The sequence below is a fragment of the Arenimonas sp. genome, assembly GCF_035721105.1.
Lineage (GTDB): Bacteria > Pseudomonadota > Gammaproteobacteria > Xanthomonadales > Xanthomonadaceae > Arenimonas.
Genome location: NZ_DASTNG010000082.1, coordinates 1 through 20579, shown reverse-complemented (window position 1 = coordinate 20579; position 20579 = coordinate 1). Strand labels below are relative to the sequence as shown.

Sequence of the window (20579 nt, the reverse complement as noted above, 5' to 3'; positions counted from 1 at the left end):
ATGGACGCCTCCGACCGCAGCCGCCAGGCCACCCGCCTCGACGCCATCACCGGTCGCTACGATCCGGTGCTGCTGCTGTTGACGCTGGCGCTGGTCGGGCTGGGCGTGGTGATGGTGGCCTCGAGCTCGATCGCGATCGCGGAAGGGCTGTCGGTGGGTCCGTTCCACTTCCTGATCCGGCACCTGGTGTTCCTGTGCGTGGGCGGCGGCCTGGCCTGGACGCTGATGCGGATCGAACTCAAGATCGTCGAGAAGTACAGCCACCTGCTGCTGGCGCTGTGCTTCGTGATGCTGCTGCTGGTGTTCCTGCCCGGCATCGGCCACACCGTCAACGGCGCGCAGCGCTGGCTGAACCTGGGCGTGTCCAAGTTCCAGGCGGTCGAGGCGGTGAAGCTGATGTTCATCATCTGGCTCGCCAGCTACCTCGTGCGCTACCGCGACGAGATCGCCCAGCAGTGGATGGCGCTGATCAAGCCGCTGGCCATGGCCGGCATCATCGTGGTGTTGCTGCTGCTGCAGCCGGACTTCGGCTCGGCGGCGCTGCTGCTGGCGATCACCGGCGGCATGGTCTGGCTGGGTGGCGCCCGCATCCGCAACCTGCTGATCCCGGCGCTGGTGGCGCTGCCGCTGCTGGCGATCGTGGCGATCGCCGAGCCCTACCGCGTGCGCCGGCTGACGTCGTTCCGCGATCCCTGGGCGGATCCGTTCAACGACGGCTTCCAGCTCACCCAGGCCCTGATCGCGATCGGTCGCGGCGAGTGGTTCGGCGTCGGCCTGGGCGGCAGCGTGCAGAAGCTCTTCTACCTGCCCGAGGCGCACACCGACTTCATCTTCTCGGTAACCGCCGAAGAGCTGGGCTTCGTGGGCTCGTTCGGCATCATCGCGCTGTTCGCGGCGTTCACCTGGCGCGCCTTCGACATCGGCTTCCGCGCCGTGAACATGCGCCGCCACTTCGCCGGCTTCTGCGCCTTCGGCGTCGGCCTGTGGGTGAGCCTGCAGTCCTTCGTCTCGATCGGCGTGAACCTGGGCCTGCTGCCAACCAAGGGCCTGACCCTGCCGCTGATCTCGTCGGGCGGCTCGAGCGTGCTGATCACCTGCATGGCGATCGGCCTGCTGCTCCGCGTGAGCTACGAGCTCGACCGCGCCGAACGCCAGGTCGCGCGCCTGCGCAGCGGCGACGGCCTGCCCGAGCCGGGCGAGCCGAGCCTGGACGCGACGCTGCCGCCGCAGTCGCCGGCGGCGCTGGCGCCGGCCGTGGGCCCGCGGGGTTCCCGCCATCGCATCGAACCCAAGATCGGAGCGGTGGCATGACCGGCCCCGTCCTGATCCTGGCCGGCGGCACCGGCGGACACATCTTCCCGGGCCTGGCCGTGGCCCAGGCCCTGCAGCAGCGCGACGTGCCGGTGCTTTGGCTGGGCGCCGCCGGCGGCATGGAAACGCGGCTGGTGCCGCAGGCGGGCGTGCGCATCGAAACCATCGCCATCGGCGGCCTGCGCGGCAAGGGCGCGATGACCCTGCTCAAGGCGCCGTTCGTGCTGCTGCGCGCCTGCGCCCAGGCGCTGGGCGTGCTGCGCCGGGCCCGGCCGCGCGCCGTGCTCAGCTTCGGCGGCTACGCGGCGGGGCCGGGCGGCTTCTGCGCCTGGCTGCTGCGGCGCCCGCTGCTGGTGCACGAACAGAACCGCGCGCCCGGCCTCACCAATCGCGTGCTGGCGCGGGTCGCGCGCCGCGTGCTGTGCGGCTTCCCGGGCAGCTTCCCCGGCCGCGAGACCGTGGACGTGGGCAACCCCGTGCGGCCGGCGATCGCCGCCGTGCCGCCGCCGGCCGAGCGCTTCGCCGGCCGCAGCGGCCCGGTGCGCCTGCTGGTGCTGGGCGGCAGCCAGGGCGCCTACGCCCTGAACACCGCGCTGCCCGCGCTGCTGGCGCGGCTGCCGCAGGACCAGCGCCCGGCCGTGCGGCACCAGTGCGGCGAACGCCACGCCGAGGCCTCGCGCCGCGTCTACGAACAGGCCGGCGTGCCGGCCAGCGTTGAACCCTTCATCGCCGACATGGCCGAGGCCTACGCCTGGGCCGACCTGGTCGTGTGCCGCGCCGGCGCGCTGACCCTGGCCGAGCTGTGCGCCGCCGGCGTCGGCTCGCTGCTGGTGCCCTTCCCCAAGGCGGTGGATGACCACCAGACCCGCAACGCCGAGTACCTGGTCGAGCGCGGCGCCGCGCGCCTGCTGCCGGAAGGCGAGGGCTTCGAAGCGCGCCTGCTGTCGGCGCTGTCGGCGCTGCTGGCCGACGCGCCGGCGCGCCTGGCCATGGCCGCGGCGGCGCGTGCCGCCGCCCGTCCCGACGCCGCCGAGCGCGTGGCCGACCTGGTGCTGCAGGAGGCCCGCGCATGATCCGTCGTCGCCTGCAGGACACCGGTGACCTGGCCCGCGCCTTCCCGCGCGTGCACTTCATCGGCATCGGTGGCGTCGGCATGAGCGGCATCGCCGAGGTGCTGGTGACGCTCGGCTACCAGGTCTCGGGCTCCGACCAGAATGAGTCGCCGGCCACCCGCCGCCTGCTCGCCCTGGGCGCCAGCATCCACCGCGGCCACGTCGCTGCCAACATCACCGGCGCCGACGTGGTGGTGGTCTCGAGCGCCATCCGCGCCGACAACCCGGAGCTGGTTGCCGCCCGCAGCGAGCGCATCCCGGTGGTGCCGCGCGCCGAGATGCTGGCCGAACTGATGCGCTTCAAGCGCGGCATCGCGATCGCCGGCACCCACGGCAAGACCACCACGACCTCGCTGGTCGCCAGCGTGCTCAGCGAAGGCGGGCTGGACCCGACCTTCGTGATCGGCGGCCAGCTGCTTTCCGCCGGCGCCAACGCGCGCCTGGGCAAGGGCCAGTGGCTGGTGGCCGAGGCCGACGAGAGCGACGGCAGTTTCCTGCGCCTGAACCCGCTGGTGGCCGTGGTCACCAACATCGATGCCGATCACCTCGAGAACTACGGCGGCGACTTCGAGCGCGTCAAGGCGGCCTTCAATGAGTTCCTGCACCGGCTGCCGTTCTATGGCCTGGCCGTGCTCTGCGTCGACGACGCCGAGGTGGCGGCACTGGCGGCGGAGACGCCGCGGCACCTCGTGACCTACGGCATCGACCAGCCGGCCGACGTCACCGCCCGCGACGTGCGCCAGGACGGCGCCTGCATGCGCTTCACCCTGCACCTGCCGGAAAGCGCGCCGCAGGCCGTGACCCTGAACCTGCCCGGCCGCCACAACGTGCTCAACGCGCTCGCCGCGGCCGCCATCGGCTGGCAGCTCGGGGTCGAGCCCCGGGCGATCGCGGCCGCGCTGGAGAAGTTCCAGGGCATCGGCCGCCGCTTCAACCTCAAGGGCGAACTCGACTTCGGCCGCGGCAAGGCGCTGCTGGTCGACGACTACGGCCACCACCCGAAGGAGCTCGAAGCCGTGTTCGCCGCGGCCCGCGGCGGCTGGCCGTCGCGCCGCCTGGTGGTCGCCTTCCAGCCGCACCGCTACACCCGCACCCGGGACCTGTTCGACGATTTCGCGGCGGTGCTCTCGAGCGCCGACGCAGTGGTGCTGACCGACGTCTACCCGGCCGGCGAAGCCCACATCGCCGGTGCCGACGCCAAGGCACTGGCGCGCGCCATCCGCGCCCGCGGCCGGCTCGACCCGGTGCTGGCCGGCGCGGCCCGCGAACTGCCGAACGTGCTGGCCGACGTGCTGGCCGACGGCGACCTGCTGCTGGTGATGGGCGCCGGCGACATCGGCCACGTCGCCGCCGAACTGGCGGCCCACGGCATCCCCGGAGAACCCAAGGCATGACGCCGATCCCCGCCCCGCGCCTGACCGACCCCAAGGCCTTCGGCCGCGTCGCCGTGCTGATGGGCGGCACCAGCGCCGAGCGCGAGGTGTCGCTCGAATCGGGCCGCAACGTGCTCGAGGCCCTGCGTGCGCGCGGCATCGACGCGCAGCCGGTCGACGGCATCCCGGCGCTGGTCGAGGCCCTGGTGGCCAAGCGCTTCGACCGTGTCTTCAACATCCTGCACGGCAACAAGGGCGGCGGTGAAGACGGCACCCTGCAGGGCCTGCTGGAGGCGCTGGGCGTTCCGTACACCGGCTCCGGCGTGCTCGGTTCGGCGCTGGGCATGGACAAGATCCGCACCAAGCAGGTCTGGCTGTCGGTGGGCCTGCCGACGCCGCGCTACGCCCGCATCGCGCCGAATGCCGATGCCGCCGCGACCGAAGCCGCGGTGCGTGCCGCCGCCGCCGACCTGGGCCTGCCCGTGATCGTGAAGCCGTCCTGCGAAGGCTCCAGCGTCGGCGTCTCGCGCGTCTTCGACGCCGCCGGACTGGCCGCCGCCGTGGCGCTGGCGGCGCGTTACCCGGGCGAACTGCTGATGGAGCAGCTGGTGGTGGGCGGCGAGTACACCGTCGGCATCCTCGGCGACGTCGCCCTGCCCAGCATCCGCATCGTGCCGGCCGGCGAGTACTACGACTACCACGCCAAGTACCAGGCCGAAGACACCCAGTACCTGTGCCCGGGCCTGGACGGCGAGGCCGAGGCCACGATCCGTGCGCTCGCACTCGCGGCCTTCCGCGCCGCCGGCTGCACCGGCTGGGGCCGCGTGGACGTGATGCGCGACGCCGCCGGCAACAACTACCTGCTCGAGGTGAACACGGCCCCGGGCATGACCAGCCACTCGCTGGTGCCGAAGGCCGCCGGCCAGGTCGGCATCGACTTCGAGGCGCTGTGCTGGCGCGTGCTGGAAACCAGCCTGCCGCGGGAGGCCGCGACGCCGTGAACGCCCTGCTGCGCATCATCGCCTGGTCCCTCGCCATCCTGCTGGTGGCGCTGCCCGTGGTCGCCGTGCTCAACGGCTGGATCGCCGGCGAGCGCTGGCCGATGCGGCGGCTGGCGGTGACCGGCGAGTTCGCCCAGGTCGACGAAGCGGCCGTCCGTGCGGCGGTGATGCCGCAGGTGCAGCGCGGCTTCTTCGCGGTCGACCTGGACCAGGTGCGCGAGGCCGTGGCGGCCCTGCCGTGGGTGGAGCGGGTGGAGGTGCGCAAGCGCTGGCCCGACCGCCTCGAGGTCAGCCTGACCGAGCACACGCCGGTGGCGCGCTGGCCCGACGGCCGCCTGCTGTCCGAGGACGGCAAGCTGTTCGCGGCGCCCGCGGGCGCCGGCGCCGGCCTGCCGCTGTTCGAGGGCGCCGAGGACCGCGCCAGCGAACTGATGTCCTTCCACAGCCTGGCGCGTCCGCTCTTCCTCACCGTCGGCGCCAAGGTCGCGACGGTCCGGCTCAGCGCGCGCGGCAGCTGGAGCCTGACGCTGGACGACGGCACCGAAGTGGAAGCCGGTCGCGGCGATCCGCAGGCGCGCCTGGCGCGCTTCGCCCGGCTGCTGCCGCGCCTGCGCGACGACGAACCACGCGTGCTCGTCCGCGCCGACCTCCGCTACACCAATGGCTTCACCCTGGTCTGGGGTGATCCGCCGCCGCCGGCCGCCCCGGCGCCGGCCCCGGCAGGCCCGTCGCTCCGCGACGCCGCCGGCAATCCGCAGGAAGGAAACGCATGAACCGCAAAGGCGACAAGTCGCTGATCGTCGGCCTCGACATCGGCACCTCCAAGATCACCGCGCTGGTGGGCGAGTACTCGCCCGGCCAGGAAATCGAAGTGATCGGCATCGGCTCGCACGAGTCGCGCGGCATGAAGCGCGGCGTGGTGGTCGACATCGAGTCCACCGTGCAGTCGATCCAGCGCGCGATCGAGGAAGCCGAGCTGATGGCCGGCTGCGAGATCCGTTCGGTGTATGCCTCGATCACCGGCAGCCACACCCAGTGCCGCAATTCGCCCGGCATCGTGCCGGTGGCGGGCGGCGAGGTGACGTATGCAGACCTCGACCGCGTGCTGGAAGCGGCCAAGGCCGTGGCGGTGCCGGCCGACCAGAAGATCCTGCACGCCATCGCCCAGGAATACATCGTCGACAACTCGCAGGAAGGCATCCGCAACCCGGTCGGCATGTCGGGGGTGCGGCTCGAGGTGCGCGCGCACCTGGTCACCGGCGCCCAGTCGGCCGCCAGCAACGTGATGAAGTGCGTGCAGCGCTGTGGCCTGCAGGTGGATGACCTGATCCTGAGCTCGCTGGCCTCCAGCACCGCGGTGCTGACCACCGACGAAAAGGAACTGGGCGTGGTGCTGGTCGACATCGGCGCCGGCACCACCGACATCGCGGTGTTCGTGCAGGGCGCGATCCGCCACTCCGCATCGCTGCCGATCGCCGGCGACCAGGTCACCAACGACATCGCCCACCTGCTGCGCACGCCGACGCCGGAGGCCGAGCAGATCAAGGTCCGCTACGCCTGCGCGCTGGCCCAGCTGGCCACCGCCGAGGAGTCGATCCAGGTGCCCAGCGTCGGCGACCGCCCGCCGCGCCGCCTGGCGCGCCAGGCCCTGGCCGAGGCGGTGCAGAACCGCTACGAGGAAATCTTCGAGATGGTGCAGGCCGAGCTGCGCCGCTCCGGCTTCGAGGAGCTGGTGCGCGCCGGCCTGGTGCTCACCGGCGGCGCCTCGCGGATGGAGGGCGTGGTCGAGCTCGCCGAGGAAATGCTGCACATGCCGGTGCGGGTGGGCATCCCCCAGCACGTGTCCGGCCTGGGCGAAGTGGTGGGCAACCCGGTGCACGCCACCGGCGTTGGCCTGCTGCTGTGGGGCAGCCAGTTGGAACACCCGCGCCGGCCGACGCTGTCGGCGGGCAAGGCGGGGACGATTTGGACGAAGTTCAAGAACTGGTATCGCGGTGAGTTCTGAACGACGTCATTGAGGTAGCGGCAAACGCAACGAACAAGAAAACACAAACCCCTGGATTCGAATCACGGAGGACGCGGACATGGCACATTTTGAACTGATCGAGAAGTTGGCACCCAATGCGGTAATCAAGGTCATCGGCGTCGGTGGCGGTGGCGGCAACGCCGTGGCGCACATGGTCAACGCGGGCGTGGAAGGCGTGGAGTTCATCACCGCCAACACCGACGCGCAGGCGATCAAGCAGTGCGGCGCCAAGCTGCAGCTGCAGCTCGGCGGCAACGTCACCAAGGGCCTGGGCGCCGGCGCCAACCCGGAAGTCGGCCGCCAGGCCGCGCTGGAGGACCGCGAGCGCATCGTCGAGGCGCTGGAAGGCGCCGACATGGTCTTCATCACCGCCGGCATGGGCGGCGGCACCGGCACGGGCGCGGCCCCGGTCGTGGCGCAGCTGGCCAAGGAGATGGGCATCCTGACGGTCGCCGTCATCACCAAGCCGTTCCCGTTCGAGGGTCGCCGCCGCATGCAGGTGGCGCTCAAGGGCATCGAGGAGCTGAGCCACCACTGCGACTCGCTCATCACCATCCCGAACGAGAAGCTCATCACCGTGCTCGGCCGCCAGGCCACCATGGTCCAGGCCTTCCGCGCCGCCAACGACGTGCTGCTGGGCGCAGTGAAGGGCATCGCCGACCTGATCGTCAGCCCGGGCCTGATCAACGTCGACTTCGCCGACGTCCGCACCGTCATGTCCGAAATGGGCCTGGCGATGATGGGTACCGGCGTGGCCCGCGGCGACGACCGCGCCCAGGCCGCCGCCGAGGCCGCGATCTCCAACCCGCTGCTGGACGAGGTCAATCTCTCGGGCGCCAACGGCGTGCTGGTCAACATCACCGCCGGCCCGGACTTCACCATGGCCGAGTTCGACGAGATCGGCCGCACCATCGAGGACTTCGCCTCCGAGGACGCCACCGTCGTCATCGGCACCTCGCTGGACCCGGACATGCAGGACGAAGTGCGCGTCACCGTGGTGGCCACCGGCCTCAACCGCGGCGCCGTGCGCCAGGCCGCCCCGCGCGCCCCGGAGAAGGAGGCCTACCGGGCCCCGGTCAAGCTGGTGCGCAATGCCAGCACCGGCCAGGTGGACTACGACGCGATGGCCAACGTCACCGCGGCGCCGCCCCAGGCCAACGGCCACCTCGGCCTGCGCGCCGGCCGGTCGCACGAGCCGGCGTCGGGGGCCACCAGCGCCCTGGCCGAAATGCCCAACGACCACAGCTACCTGGACATCCCGGCCTTCCTGCGTCGCCAGGCCGACTGAGTTGAGTGGCGGTCCGGTCGCGGGCACCCGACCAGGTGCCCCCGGCGCGGACCGCAGCCGGCCGGCCTGGATGGCCGCGCCGGTCAGGGTCCAGCCCTGCTTCCAGGGTTAGGCCTGCTGTCCCCAGGGGGTCAGGAAACCTTGGCCCGCCGGCCCTGCCGGCGGGTCCTTTTCCGGCCGGGGGGTGTGTCGGTGGCGACCGTAAAGCCGTGAACTGGCTCACAATTGTTGCTGTAACGAGACGCTGGGAATAATGTTAGGTTTTCGTTCATTGCGCCCTGTGCTATGGTTCGAGCGGTTTTGCGCGCTCCTGAGCGGAGAACGCCACAAAAATGATCAGACAAAGAACCCTCAAGAACGTCATCCGCGCCACCGGCGTCGGCCTGCATAGCGGCGAGAAGGTCTACATGACCTTGCGCCCGGCTGCGCCCGATACCGGCATCGTGTTCCGGCGCGTTGACTTCGAAACCCCGGTGGAAATCCACGCCAAGGCCGAGAAGGTCGGCGACACCAGCCTGTGCACCGCGCTGGTGGAAGGCAACACCCGGGTCATGACCATCGAGCACCTGCTGTCGGCCATGGCCGGGCTGGGCATCGACAACGCCTACGTGGACCTGTCGACGGCCGAAGTGCCGATCATGGACGGCTCCGCCGGCCCCTTCGTGTTCCTGCTGCAGTCCGCGGGCATCGAAGAGCAGGCCAAGGCCAAGCGCTTCATCCGCATCCTCAAGCCGATCAAGGTCGAGGACGGCGACAAGTGGGCCCGCTTCGAGCCGTTCGACGGCTTCAAGGTCGGCTTCACCATCGATTTCCAGCATCCGATCTTCAACAAGTCGACCTCCAGCACCGAGATCGACTTCTCGACCACCTCCTTTGTCAAGGAAGTGAGCCGGGCCCGGACCTTCGGCTTCATGAAGGACATCGAGTTCCTGCGCGAGCGCAACCTGGCGCTGGGCGGCTCGATGGACAATGCCATCGTGCTCGACGACTACCGGGTGCTGAACGAGGACGGCCTTCGCTACGAGGACGAGTTCGTCAAGCACAAGATCCTCGACGCCATCGGCGACCTTTACCTGCTCGGCCACAGCCTGATCGGCGCGTTCTACGGCTACAAGTCCGGCCACGCGCTCAACAACCAGCTGCTCCGGACCCTGCTGGCCGACACCTCGGCCTGGGAAGAGGTCACCTTCGAGGACCCGGCGCTGGCGCCGATTTCCTACGCCCATCCCGCCCAGGCGGTGTGAGGAGGGCGTCTCGTTTCGCGACAGCGAAACGAGACCCGGGTCACAAAGGCTGACCCCCGTTTAACGTTCGGTTAACGACTTGGCCGGGAAAGCCGGGGCATCATGCCCCGTCGGTCCCCGACCGGGATGACGAGGCCAGCCTCAGAAGCTGTGCCCGGAGCTCCGGATCGGAAACCGATTGGGCGGTGGCCCGCAGTGAATCGCGGACTGCCTCGGAAAGTGTCCTCGTTGGACCGGTCCCCGTGGGGACGGGCGTCACCGGAGCGGACACCTTCACCACGAGCGTCCGGGCCTTGAGGCCGGCCGCGGCCGCCGCGTCCAGCAGGGCGTCGGCATGCAGCCGCAGCTTGGCTTTCCAGACCGGCGCGCTCACCAGGAACACCAAGTGCTTGTCATCCACGTTGGCCAACTTGCATTGGTCGGCCAAGGTGGCGGGGAGACTCTGGCGCAGCAACGGATCGAGCGTGGCCAGCCATTTGGCGCGTTCGACCACGTTGGCCAGCCCGGAACCAGCCAGCGCTTCAAGCGCCAGCGGGGGCAGGGCAGGCGACGACGCGGCGCCGCGGACGCGGGTTTTAGGTGGTTCAGACATGATGAATGTCATCATCGCAGCAAAATTCCTCCGGGCGCCAAAAAAACTGGCGTTCGACCAACCGAAAGTAGCCGGCATCGCCCTGGGCGCCATCTTCCTGGTGCTCGCGACGGCCTTCGGCGCGGGTTACCTGGCGCGGGGCGCCAACGGCGCCGCCCTCGAGGAAATCGCCCGCATGCAGGCGCAGCTCGACCTCCAGGCGCAGGAGCTGGTGCAGGCCCGCGACGAGGCCCAGCGCGAAGTCAACGCCATCGCAGCCCGCGTCGGCGAACTGCAGGCCCAGGCCAACCGCCTCAACGCCCTCGGCGATCGCCTCACCCGCGTGGGCAAGCTCAAGGACGGTGAATTCAACTTCGGCGAGCTGCCCGGCCAGGGCGGCGGCGAGTCCGCCGGCGACGTGCCCTCGGGCGACCTGCTGGCCAGCCTCGACCAGCTGCAGACGCAGTTCGACCGCTCCGGTCGCCAGCTGAACGTGCTCGAGGCGCTGCTCTTCGACCAGGCCCTCGACAGCAACAGCACCCCGGCCGGCATGCCCGCCCCGGGCTACATCTCTTCCCGCTACGGCGGCCGCAACGATCCCTTCGGTCGCGGCCAGGCCCACCATCTCGGCATCGACATCGACGCCAACAGCGGTGACCCGGTCACCGCGGCCGCCGAGGGCGTGGTCAGCTTCTCCGGCGTGCGCGGCGGCTACGGCAACGTCGTCGAGATCGACCACGGCAACGGCTACAAGACCCTGTACGCGCACAATTCCGCCAACCTGGTGAAGGCTGGCGACGTCGTGCGTGCCGGGCAGAACATCGCCCGGGTCGGCTCCACCGGCCGATCCACCGGCTCGCACCTGCACTTCGAGGTCAAGCTCAACGGCCGCCAGGTCAACCCGCGCCAGTACCTGGAAAAGGTCCGCGGCTGAGCCTCCGGGCCGGGGCTTGATAGTCCCGACCCCGTCCCCAAGTTAGACTAGACGGCCGCGACGCCCCCCGAGGGCTGCCGCGGCCGTTTCATTTCGCGCCCTGCGCGGTCCTTTCCCCTACCGGTTTTCCCCATGCTCAACAGCTTGCTCACCCGCATCTTCGGCAGCCGCAACGATCGACTGCTGCGCCAGTTCCAGAAGAACGTCGCCGCGATCAACGCCCTGGAGCCCGAGCTGGAGCGCCTGAACGACGCCGCCCTCAAGCGCAAGACCGAGGAGTTCCGCGAGCGCGTGGCCAACGGCGCCAGCCTCGACTCCCTGCTGGTCGAGGCGTTCGCGGTCTGCCGCGAGGCCTCCCGGCGGGCACTGGGCCTGCGCCACTACGACGTGCAGCTGATCGGCGGCATGGTGCTGCACTCGGGCCGCATCGCCGAGATGCGCACCGGCGAAGGCAAGACCCTGGTCGCGACCCTGGCGGTCTACCTCAACGCGCTGGCCGGCAAGGGCGTGCACGTGGTCACGGTGAACGACTACCTGGCCAAGCGCGACTCGGCCTGGATGGGCAAGCTCTACAACTTCCTGGGCCTGACCGTCGGCGTCGTCTACCCCGGCATGCCGCACTCGGACAAGAAGGGCGCCTACGCCGCCGACATCACCTACGGCACCAACAACGAATACGGCTTCGACTACCTGCGCGACAACATGGCGCTGTCGAAGGACGATCGCTTCCAGCGCGGCCAGTTCTTCGCCATCGTCGACGAAGTCGACTCGATCCTGATCGACGAAGCCCGCACGCCGCTGATCATCTCCGGCCCGGCCGATGATTCCCCGGACCTGTACGTCAAGACCAACCGCATCGTCCCCAAGCTGGTCCGCCAGGAGAAGGAAGACGGCGAGGGCGACTTCTTCGTCGACGAAAAGGGCAAGCAGGCGCACCTCTCGGAGCAGGGCATGGTCCACGCCGAGGCGCTGCTGCGCCAGGCCGGCATCATCGCCGAGGACGACACGCTCTACTCGGGCAACAACCTGGCCGTGGTCCACCACCTCAACGCGGCGCTGCGCGCGCATGCGCTGTTCCAGCGCGACGTGGACTACATCGTGCGCGACGGCGAAGTCATCATCGTCGACGAGTTCACCGGCCGCACGCTGGCCGGCCGCCGCTGGTCCGACGGCCTGCACCAGGCCATCGAGGCCAAGGAAGGCGTGCCGATCCAGCGCGAGAACCAGACCCTGGCCTCGATCACCTTCCAGAACTACTTCCGCATGTACGCCAAGCTGGCGGGCATGACCGGCACGGCCGATACCGAGGCCTTCGAGTTCCAGACCATCTATGGCCTGGAAGTGGTGGTGATCCCGACCCACCGCCCGATGGTCCGCAAGGACCATCCCGACCTGGTCTACCTGGCCCGCCCGGCCAAGTACGACGCCGTCGTCGAGGACATCAAGGACTGCTTCGGCCGCGGCCAGCCGGTGCTGGTCGGCACGACCTCGATCGAGACTTCCGAACTGCTGTCGAACCAGCTCAAGCAGGCCGGCATCCCGCACGAGGTGCTCAACGCCAAGCAGCACGAGCGCGAGGCGCAGATCGTCGCCAACGCCGGCATGCCCAAGGCCGTCACCATCGCCACCAACATGGCCGGCCGCGGTACCGACATCGTGCTGGGCGGCTCGCTCGAGTCCGAGCTGCACAAGCTCGGCGAAGAGGCCAGCGACACCGACAAGGCCCGCGCCAAGGCCGAGTGGCAGAAGCGCCATGACGAAGTGAAGGCCCTCGGCGGCCTGCACATCATTGGCACCGAGCGCCACGAGAGCCGCCGCATCGACAACCAGCTGCGCGGCCGCGCCGGCCGCCAGGGCGATCCGGGTTCGTCCCGCTTCTACCTGTCGCTGGAAGACAACCTGATGCGCATCTTCGCCGCCGACTGGGTGCAGCGCGCCATGCGCGGCATGGGCATGAAGGAGAACGACGTCATCGAGTCGGGCCTGGTGACCAAGCAGATCCAGAACGCCCAGCGCAAGGTCGAGGCCCACAACTTCGACATCCGCAAGAACCTGCTCGACTTCGACGACGTCGCCAACGACCAGCGCAAGGTCATCTACCAGCAGCGCAACGAGCTGCTGGAGTCGGAGTCGGTGGAAGAGTCCGTGCTCGCCATCCGCGAGGACGTGGTGTCCGAGATCGTCCGCCGTTACGTGCCGGTCGAATCGATCGACGAGCAGTGGGACCTGCCGGGCCTCGAGCGCGCCCTGGCCGACGAGTTCGGCCTCGAGGTCGACCTGCAGGGTCCGGCCGCCAAGGAAGAGGCGATCGACGACGAGCGCATCCACGACCTGGCCCAAGAGGCCGCGACGCGCCTGTTCGAGGCCAAGCAGGCCCAGCTCGGCCCCGAGATGATGCGCACGCTGGAAAAGCACCTGATGCTCAACGTGCTCGACCAGAACTGGAAGGAGCACCTGGCGCGCATGGACTACCTGCGCCAGGGCATCCACCTGCGCGGCTTCGCCCAGAAGCAGCCCAAGCAGGAGTACAAGCGCGAGAGCTTCGAGCTGTTCGGCGACATGCTGTCGAAGGTGAAGCTGGAGGTGGTGTCGCTGCTGGCCCGCGTCCGCATCCGCAACGAGGAAGAAGTGGCCGCGATGGAGGCCGCCGAGCGCCAGCGCCTGGCCGCCAAGTCGCAGCAGATGCAGTTCCAGCATCCCGAGACCGGCGGCTACGGCGCCGACGAGGAAGCCGCCCAGGCCCAGGCGCAGGCCGCCCGTGGCGAAGGCGTGCTGGCCTCCCCGCAGGTCCGCGAGGAGCCGAAGATCGGCCGCAACGATCCCTGTCCCTGCGGCAGCGGCAAGAAGTACAAGCAGTGCCACGGCCGCCTGGAGTGATCCCCACGCATGCCCGGCGACCGACCTAAGCCCCCGGTGCATGTGGTCGCGGCCGTCCTCCGGGACGCCCGCGGCAGGATCCTGTTGGCCCGCCGCACCGCCGGCCGTGACCTGGCCGGCGCCTGGGAGTTCCCGGGCGGCAAGGTCGAACCGGGCGAGACCGCCCTGCAGGCCCTCGATCGCGAGCTGCACGAAGAGCTGGGCATCCGCGTGGTGTCGGCGCGGCCGCTGGTGGCGGTGCCCCAGGCTTACCCGACCAAGCGCATCGTGCTCGATGTCTACGAGGTGACCCAGTTCGAAGGCACGGCCCACGGGCTGGAGCGCCAGGCCCTGGCCTGGGCGCCGCTGGAAAAGCTGGCCAGCTACCCGATGCCGCCCGCCGACCGCCCCGTCGTGGCGGCGCTGACGGCCCCCGATCGCTACCTGATCACGCCCGAGCCCGAGGACCGTCCCGGCTGCCTGGCGCGACTGGACAAGGCCCTGGCCGCGGGCGCCCGCCGCATCCAGCTGCGCGCCCGCGGCATGGCCCCGAAGGAACTCGCCCTCCTGGCCCGCGACGCCCAGATCCGCTGCCGCGCCAAGGGCGCCCAGTTGCTGCTCAACGGCGAGCCCGGACTGGCGGCCGACCTGGGGCTGGGCCTGCACCTGCGGGCCAGCCAATTGATGGCGCTGGCCGAGCGCCCGGCGCTCGCCGCCGGCCAGCCGGTGGCCGCGTCCTGCCATGACGCCGGGCAGTTGGCCCAGGCCGAGCGGTTGGGCCTGGATTTCGTCGTGCTGGGCCCGGTGCGCGCCACCGAATCCCATCCGGAGGCCGTGCCGCTGGGCTGGGAGGCCTTCGCCGAACTGCGCGAGGCGGTGTCGCTGCCGATCTATGCGCTGGGCGGGATGAAGCCGGCGGACGTCGCCGTGGCCCGCCGCCATGGCGGGCAGGGCGTGGCGGGCATCCGAGGCCTCTGGCCGCGGTGAAGCCAGCGGTTCGGGCCTGAAGGCCCCTCCTACGGGGGCGCGTGCAGGCGGGCCTTCACGCCCGAAGCGCTTCGGCCAACGCGAGGTACCGCGGATGCAGCCGGCCTACCGCGGCCTCCAGGTCGGCCAAGGTCCCGTCGTTCACGATCACGTCGTCCGCGATCGCCAGCCGCTCGGCGCGGCTGGCCTGGGCCGCCACCATCCGCCGGGCCAGGTCCGGATCCATGCCGTCCCGGGCCATCAGGCGGGCGGTCTGCACGGCCTGCGGCACGTCGACCACCAGGATGCGGTCCAGCCACGGGTAGCGCGCGCGCCCCCCGCCTTCGGCCAACAGCGGGATCGCCACCACCACGTACGGCCCGGTCGCCGCATCGCAGGCGGCCTGCAGCCAGGCGCGGATGGGCGGGTGGAGCAGGGCTTCGAGGTCGGCTTTCGCGGTCGGGTCGGCGAACACCCGCCGGCGCATGGCCGCGCGGTCCAACTGGCCGTCCGGCAGCAGGCTCTCGCTCCCGAAGCGGGCCGCGATCCCGGCAAGCGCCGGTTGGCCGGGGGCGACGACTTCGCGGGCGGCGATATCGGCGTCGACCACGCTGGCGCCCAGGGCTTCGAACGCGGCGGTGACCGCGGATTTGCCCGACGCGACGCCCCCCGTCACGGCGACCCGGGTCGCGGCCATCGCGCTAGTCCAGGCCGGAGAAGCTGCGGTAGGCCTGGATCAGCTGTGGACCCCAGAGCAACTGGACCCAGCCGGCGGCGGCCAGGTAGGGGCCGAACGGGATCGGGGTGGCGCGATCGGCGCCGCGCCAGGTGATCCAGAGCGTGCCGACCACGGCGCCGATCAGGGACGAGATCAGCACGATCGGCAGGATGGCGGTCGCGCCGCACCAGGCGCCCAGCGCGGCCAGCAGCTTGAAGTCGCCATAGCCCATGCCTTCCTTGCCGGTCAGCCACTTGAACAGCTTGTAGACCGTCCAGAGGCTGAGATAGCCGGCGATGGCGCCGAAGATGGCCTGGGTGGGCGAGCTGAACAGGGTGACCGTGGACAGGCCCAGGCCGATCCACAGCAGGCTCAGCGTGAGCTGGTCGGGAAGCAGGGTGGTGCGCAGGTCGATGCCGGCCAGGGCGACCAGGAAGCCGGTGAAGACCATGGCCGCCAGCGCCTCGGGGCCGGCGCCGAAGCGCAGCACGCAGGCCGCGAACAGCAGGCCCGTGGCCAGCTCGACCAGCGGGTACTGGATCGAGATGGCGCCGCCGCAGCCGCGGCAGCGCCCGCGCAGGGCCAGCCAGCTCAGGACCGGGATGTTTTCCCAGGGCGCCAGCTTGTGGCCGCACTTGGGGCAGGCCGAGCCCTGGACCACGATGCCAGGCGGGGCCGGCTCGTACGGCTCGGGAAGCTCGAGCATCTCGCGGCTGGTCTTGCGCCAGTCCCACTCCAGCCAGGGCGGCAGGCGCAGGATCACGACGTTGAGGAAGCTGCCGACCAGCAGGCCGAAGATGAAGGCCAGGCCGGGCGCGAGGCCCGGCGTGGACTGGATGAGCTCAAGCATCCGGATCAGCTGATGGTGGAGGCGAGCTTGAAGATCGGCAGGTACATGCCGATGACCATGCCGCCGACCAGGACGCCGATGATGACCATGATGAAGGGCTCGATCAGGCTGGCCAGGGCATCGACGGAGTTGTTGACTTCCTGCTCGTAGAACTCGGCCACCTTGAGCAGCATGGTGTCGAGCGCGCCGGCCTCTTCGCCGATCGCGGTCATCTGGACGACCATGTGCGGGAAGATGTTGACCTGCTTCATCGCCACGTTGAGCTGGTAACCCACCGAGACGTCGTCGCGGATGCGCATCACGGCTTCGTTGTAGATGATCGAGCCGGTGGCGCCGGCGACCGTTTCCAGCGCCTCCACCAGCGGCACGCCGGCCTTGAAGGTCAGGGCGAGGGTGCGCGCGAAGCGGGCGATGGCCGACTGGTGCAGGATCTGGCCCATCACCGGGATCTTCAGCATCAGGCGGTCGACGTTGCGCTCAAGGGCCGCCGAACGCTTGTAGGCGAACATGAAGGCGAAAATGCTGCCGGCGACCACGGCCAGGACCAGCCACCACCAGGCCGTCAGGAAGCGCGAGGCATTGACGATCATCTGGGTGAAGGCGGGCAGGTCGGCGCCGAAGCCCTTGAAGACCTCCTCGAACTGCGGAACGACGTAGATCAGCAGGATGGCGCTGACCAGGATGGCGACCGCGATGACGGCGGCGGGGTAGAACAGCGCCTTCTTGATCTTGCCCTTCAGGGCCTCGGTGCGCTCCTTGTAGGTCGCGACCGTGTCGAGCACCGTGTCGAGCACGCCGGCGCCTTCGCCGGCGCGGGTAAGGTTGCGGTAGAGGGCGTCGAACTGGACCGGATGCCGCGCCATCGCCTCGCTGAGCGAGCTGCCGCCGGCGATCGAGTCGCGGATGTCGAGCAGCATGTCGCGCATGCGCGGGTTCTTCTGGCCGCCGGCCAGGATCTCGAAGCTCTGCACCATCGGTACGCCAGCCTGCAGCATGGTGGCGATCTGGCGGCTGAAGACCGAGATGTCCTGGGCGCTGATGGTCTTGCCGGCGTTGCCGAACAGCGGCTTGGACTTGGTCCGCACCACGGTCGGATTGATGCCCTGCTTGCGCAGTTCGGCGCGCAGCAGGTTGGCGTTCTTGGACGTGGTCTCGCCCTTCATCTTGACACCGCGCTTGTCGGTGCCCTCCCAGATGAAGTTCTCCATCGCGTTGGTGCGCTGTTGGGTGGTTTTGGCAGCGGTCGTCGCCATGGCTTAATCCTTCGTCACGCGGTTGATTTCAGCCAGGCTGGTGACGCCTTGCCGGGCCTTGTAAAGGGCGGATTGCCGCAGGTCGCGGACGCCGGCATCCTGCGCGGCCTGGGCGATCTGCAGGGCATTGCCGCCCTCGAGGATGATGGACTGGATGTTCTCGGCCATCGGCATCACCTGGTAGATGCCGACGCGGCCCTTGTAGCCGTCGTTGCAGTCTTCGCAGCCACCCGGTTCGTACAGGTTGATGCCGGCCTTGATGTCGTCGGCCGTGAAGCCCTCCGCCAGCAGCGCGTTCTCCGGCAGGGTGATCGGCCGCTTGCAGGCGTCGTGCAGCCGGCGCGCCAGGCGCTGGGCGATGATGATGGTGACCGACGAGGTGATGTTGTAGGGCGCGATGCCCATGTTCATCAGGCGCGACACGGTCTGCGGGGCGTCGTTGGTGTGCAGGGTGGACAGCACCAGGTGGCCGGTCTGGGCGGCCTTGACCGCGATCTCGGCGGTCTCCAGGTCGCGGATCTCGCCGACCATGATCACGTCCGGGTCCTGGCGCAGGAAGCTGCGCAGGGCCGCGGCGAAGGTCATGCCCTTCTTGACGTTCATCTGCACCTGGTTGATGCCCGGGACGCGGATTTCGACCGGGTCCTCGGCGGTGGAGATGTTGCGCTCCTCGGTGTTGAGGATGTTCAGGCCGGTGTACAGGGACACGGTCTTGCCCGAGCCGGTGGGGCCGGTGACCAGGATCATGCCGTAGGGCTTGGCCAGGGCGTCGAGGTAGAGCTGTTTCTGGTCTTCCTCGTAGCCCAGCTTGTCGATGCCCAGCTTGGCCGCGCTGCCGTCGAGCAGTCGCAGCACGACCTTCTCTCCGAACAGCGTGGGGCAGGTGGACACGCGGAAGTCCATCTGCTTGGTCTTGGAGATGTTGAGCTTGATGCGGCCGTCCTGGGGCAGGCGGCGCTCGGCGATGTCGAGCTGGGCCATGACCTTCAGGCGCGCGGTGATGCGCGGGTGCAGCTTCACCGGGGCCTTGGCGACGCCGCGCAGGATGCCGTCCATGCGCAGGCGGACCCGGAACTCGGTCTCGTAGGGCTCGAAATGGATGTCGGAGGCGCCGCGCTTGATGGCATCCAGCAGCACCTTGTTGACGAAGCGCACCACCGGGGTGTCGTCGCCACCCTTGGAGTCGGCGATGTTGTCGTTGGCATCATCGTCGCCACCGGTGGACTCGAGGTTCTCGAGGCCCTCGTCGTCGCCCATGCTGTCGCCCATGCTGTCGCTGGCGGTCAGGGCCTGTTCGATGCTGCGGCGGAGCTTTTCCTCGTCGACCAGGATCGGCTCGACGGTGAGGTTGGCGGCGAACTTGATCTCGTCCAGGGCCCGGGTGTTGGTCGGGTCGGCGATGCCCACGAACAGCCGGTTGCCGCGCTTGAACAGCGGCAGCGCCTGGTGCTTGGTAATCAGCTCTTCGCTGACGAGCTTGGTGGCGGCCTGGTTGAGGTCCAGGGCGGCGCTGTCGAACAGCGGCATGCCGAACTCGACGGCATTGGCCCCGGCGACGTGGGCGCTGGTGACCAGCTTCTTCTCGAGCAGGTACAGGTGGATGGGCCGCTTCTGCTTGCTGGCCTCGTCCAGGGCCTTGCGCGCATCGGCTTCGCCCAGCACGCCGTCCAGCACCAGGCGCCGGGCGATGCCGGTGATGCCCACCAGGTTGGCGGTAGCGTTGGCGTTCACTCTGCTCCCCAGAGACGCGCGGTTGGGCCAACTGTACCCGAAAAATGGCCGCTGGCCAGCCTCTTGCAACACCTTCTTATAGTCAGGAGGGGGGTGGGATCAAGTAAGCTTGGGGTCGGGTCCATTCGGGGGTGGCCATGAAGGTCAGTGTGGTGTTGCCTGCCAAAAACGAGGCGGAGGGCCTGCGCAGGACACTGCCCGCCCTGGCGGCGACCCTGCCCGGGGCCGAGGTCATCGTGGTGGACGACGGTTCCACGGACGACACCGCGGCCGTGGCGGCCTCGCTGGGGGCCCGGGTGCTCTCCGCGCCTTACTCCATGGGCAATGGCGCCGCCATCAAGCGCGGCGCCCGGGCGGCGACCGGCGAGGTGATCGTGTTCATGGACGCCGACGGCCAGCACGACCCCGCCCTGATCCCCCAACTCCTGGCCCGCCTCGAGGCCGGCTTCGACATGGTGGTCGGTGCACGCGACGGCAGTGGCCAGGCCAGCGTCGGCCGCGGCCTGGCCAACCGCCTGTACAACCGGCTGGCCAGCTGGATGACCAACCACGAGGTGAAGGACCTGACCTCCGGCTTCCGGGCGGTGCGGGCCGACAAGTTCCGCGAGTTCCTGCACCTGCTGCCCAACGGCTTCAGTTACCCCACCACCAGCACCATGGCCTTCTTCCGCAGCGCCTATGCCGTCGCCTACCTGCCGATCAAGGCCGCGCAGCGCGTCGGCAAGAGCCACATCCGGCCGCTGCGCGACGGCCTGCGCTTCCTGGTCATCATCTTCAAGATCGCCACCCTGTATGCGCCGCTGAAACTGTTCCTGCCAGCCAGTGCCGTGTTTTTCCTGCTTGGCTGCGCCAACTATGCCTGGACCTTCCTCCACACCGGCCGCCTGACCAACATGAGCACGCTGCTGTGGAGCGCCGCCGTCATCGTCTTCCTGATCGGCCTGATCTCCGAGCAGATCACCGCGCTGACGTACCGCCGCGATGCCTGAGGCCGAGCGCCGCCTTCCGCATGCTGCCCTCGATCCGGCAGGGCGTCTGCCGAAAGCGGAAAAGGTTGCAGCACTCCTGAAGCTCGGCGCGATGGCGGACAGGCGGTTGCGGTTGCTGGAGATCGGGACCGGCTCCGGAGTGATCGCCCACTATTTTGCGACCCACTCAGCGTATGACGAGTACTTCGTCGACCATGCTGATTCTGGCATTCGTGTATCCGAGCTCGCCGCTAGAGCCAGAACCCCGGCTTGTCCATGATGAGTTGCGCAGGTGTTTCACGGAAGATCTCCATGTCATCACCATCGTGCCAACTGTCCCCGAGGCGATGCCTGGCAGCATCCTCGACAACGCAGAA

Annotated in this window: 17 protein-coding genes; 12 read left to right on the top strand and 5 right to left on the bottom strand. The window is 69.6% G+C overall.

Annotated elements, in window-relative coordinates:
- The 8 genes from ftsW to lpxC all read left to right on the top strand — a co-directional run bounded on the left by ftsW (nt 1) and on the right by lpxC (nt 9355).
- The gene (gene ftsW / locus VFQ84_RS13135) at nt 1-1311 is read left to right on the top strand and encodes a putative lipid II flippase FtsW (RefSeq protein ID WP_325132086.1); all 1311 of its coding nucleotides are present in this window, start codon (nt 1-3) and stop codon (nt 1309-1311) included.
- Nucleotides 1308-2384: an undecaprenyldiphospho-muramoylpentapeptide beta-N-acetylglucosaminyltransferase gene (gene murG, locus VFQ84_RS13130; protein ID WP_325132085.1), complete on the top strand. Its 1077-nt coding sequence runs from the start codon at nt 1308-1310 to the stop codon at nt 2382-2384. The genes ftsW and murG overlap by 4 nt, the downstream gene beginning before the upstream one ends.
- The gene (gene murC, locus VFQ84_RS13125; protein WP_325132112.1) at nt 2384-3817 is read left to right on the top strand and encodes a UDP-N-acetylmuramate--L-alanine ligase; all 1434 of its coding nucleotides are present in this window, start codon (nt 2384-2386) and stop codon (nt 3815-3817) included. The genes murG and murC overlap by 1 nt, the downstream gene beginning before the upstream one ends.
- Nucleotides 3814-4797: a D-alanine--D-alanine ligase gene (locus VFQ84_RS13120; protein WP_325132084.1), complete on the top strand. Its 984-nt coding sequence runs from the start codon at nt 3814-3816 to the stop codon at nt 4795-4797. Before murC ends, VFQ84_RS13120 begins: the two co-directional genes overlap by 4 nt.
- Entirely contained in the window at nt 4794-5570 is a 777-nt protein-coding gene (locus tag VFQ84_RS13115; RefSeq protein WP_325132083.1) for a cell division protein FtsQ/DivIB, read from the top strand. The genes VFQ84_RS13120 and VFQ84_RS13115 overlap by 4 nt, the downstream gene beginning before the upstream one ends.
- Nucleotides 5567-6802, top strand: a complete 1236-nt coding sequence (gene ftsA / locus VFQ84_RS13110; RefSeq protein ID WP_325132082.1) for a cell division protein FtsA — start codon at nt 5567-5569, stop codon at nt 6800-6802. Before VFQ84_RS13115 ends, ftsA begins: the two co-directional genes overlap by 4 nt.
- A 79-nt stretch (nt 6803-6881) precedes the next feature.
- Complete coding sequence (gene ftsZ / locus VFQ84_RS13105) at nt 6882-8111, top strand: cell division protein FtsZ (protein WP_325132081.1); 1230 nt, start codon at nt 6882-6884, stop codon at nt 8109-8111.
- Nucleotides 8112-8443: 332 nt separating this feature from the next.
- Entirely contained in the window at nt 8444-9355 is a 912-nt protein-coding gene (lpxC, locus tag VFQ84_RS13100; RefSeq protein WP_325132080.1) for a UDP-3-O-acyl-N-acetylglucosamine deacetylase, read from the top strand.
- 100 nt (nt 9356-9455) lie between these two features.
- Here lpxC and VFQ84_RS13095 read toward each other — a convergent pair whose 3' ends face one another.
- Entirely contained in the window at nt 9456-9962 is a 507-nt protein-coding gene (locus VFQ84_RS13095) for a DciA family protein (protein ID WP_325132079.1), read from the bottom strand.
- On the opposite strand from VFQ84_RS13095, the gene VFQ84_RS13090 reads away from it, so the two are divergent.
- From VFQ84_RS13090 to VFQ84_RS13080, 3 genes are all read left to right on the top strand, one after another.
- Nucleotides 9946-10860 carry a M23 family metallopeptidase gene (locus VFQ84_RS13090; RefSeq protein WP_414637053.1) on the top strand — a complete coding sequence of 305 codons (915 nt, stop codon included), beginning with the start codon at nt 9946-9948 and terminating at the stop codon, nt 10858-10860. The two genes, VFQ84_RS13095 and VFQ84_RS13090, sit on opposite strands and share 17 nt — an antisense overlap.
- 132 nt (nt 10861-10992) lie before the next feature.
- Nucleotides 10993-13737, top strand: a complete 2745-nt coding sequence (gene secA, locus VFQ84_RS13085; RefSeq protein WP_325132077.1) for a preprotein translocase subunit SecA — start codon at nt 10993-10995, stop codon at nt 13735-13737.
- 9 nt (nt 13738-13746) lie between these two features.
- Nucleotides 13747-14703: a Nudix family hydrolase gene (locus tag VFQ84_RS13080; protein ID WP_325132076.1), complete on the top strand. Its 957-nt coding sequence runs from the start codon at nt 13747-13749 to the stop codon at nt 14701-14703.
- Nucleotides 14704-14758: 55 nt separating this feature from the next.
- Here VFQ84_RS13080 and coaE read toward each other — a convergent pair whose 3' ends face one another.
- From coaE to pilB, 4 genes are read right to left on the bottom strand one after another with little or no spacing between them, the layout of a single operon-like run.
- Nucleotides 14759-15379: a dephospho-CoA kinase gene (gene coaE, locus VFQ84_RS13075; RefSeq protein WP_325132075.1), complete on the bottom strand. Its 621-nt coding sequence runs from the start codon at nt 15377-15379 to the stop codon at nt 14759-14761.
- Between the two features lie 4 nt (nt 15380-15383).
- A complete protein-coding gene (locus VFQ84_RS13070; protein WP_325132074.1) occupies nt 15384-16250 on the bottom strand; it encodes an A24 family peptidase in 867 nt (288 codons plus the stop codon).
- A gap of 5 nt (nt 16251-16255) precedes the next feature.
- Nucleotides 16256-17503, bottom strand: a complete 1248-nt coding sequence (locus tag VFQ84_RS13065; RefSeq protein ID WP_325132073.1) for a type II secretion system F family protein — start codon at nt 17501-17503, stop codon at nt 16256-16258.
- 3 nt (nt 17504-17506) lie between these two features.
- On the bottom strand, nt 17507-19234 hold the full coding sequence (pilB, locus tag VFQ84_RS13060) for a type IV-A pilus assembly ATPase PilB (protein ID WP_325132072.1): 1728 nt from the start codon (nt 19232-19234) through the stop codon (nt 17507-17509).
- A 137-nt stretch (nt 19235-19371) separates the two neighbouring features.
- Between pilB and VFQ84_RS13055 the strand changes: the two genes are divergently transcribed.
- Complete coding sequence (locus VFQ84_RS13055; protein ID WP_325132071.1) at nt 19372-20223, top strand: glycosyltransferase family 2 protein; 852 nt, start codon at nt 19372-19374, stop codon at nt 20221-20223.
- Nucleotides 20224-20579 lie beyond the last annotated feature (356 nt).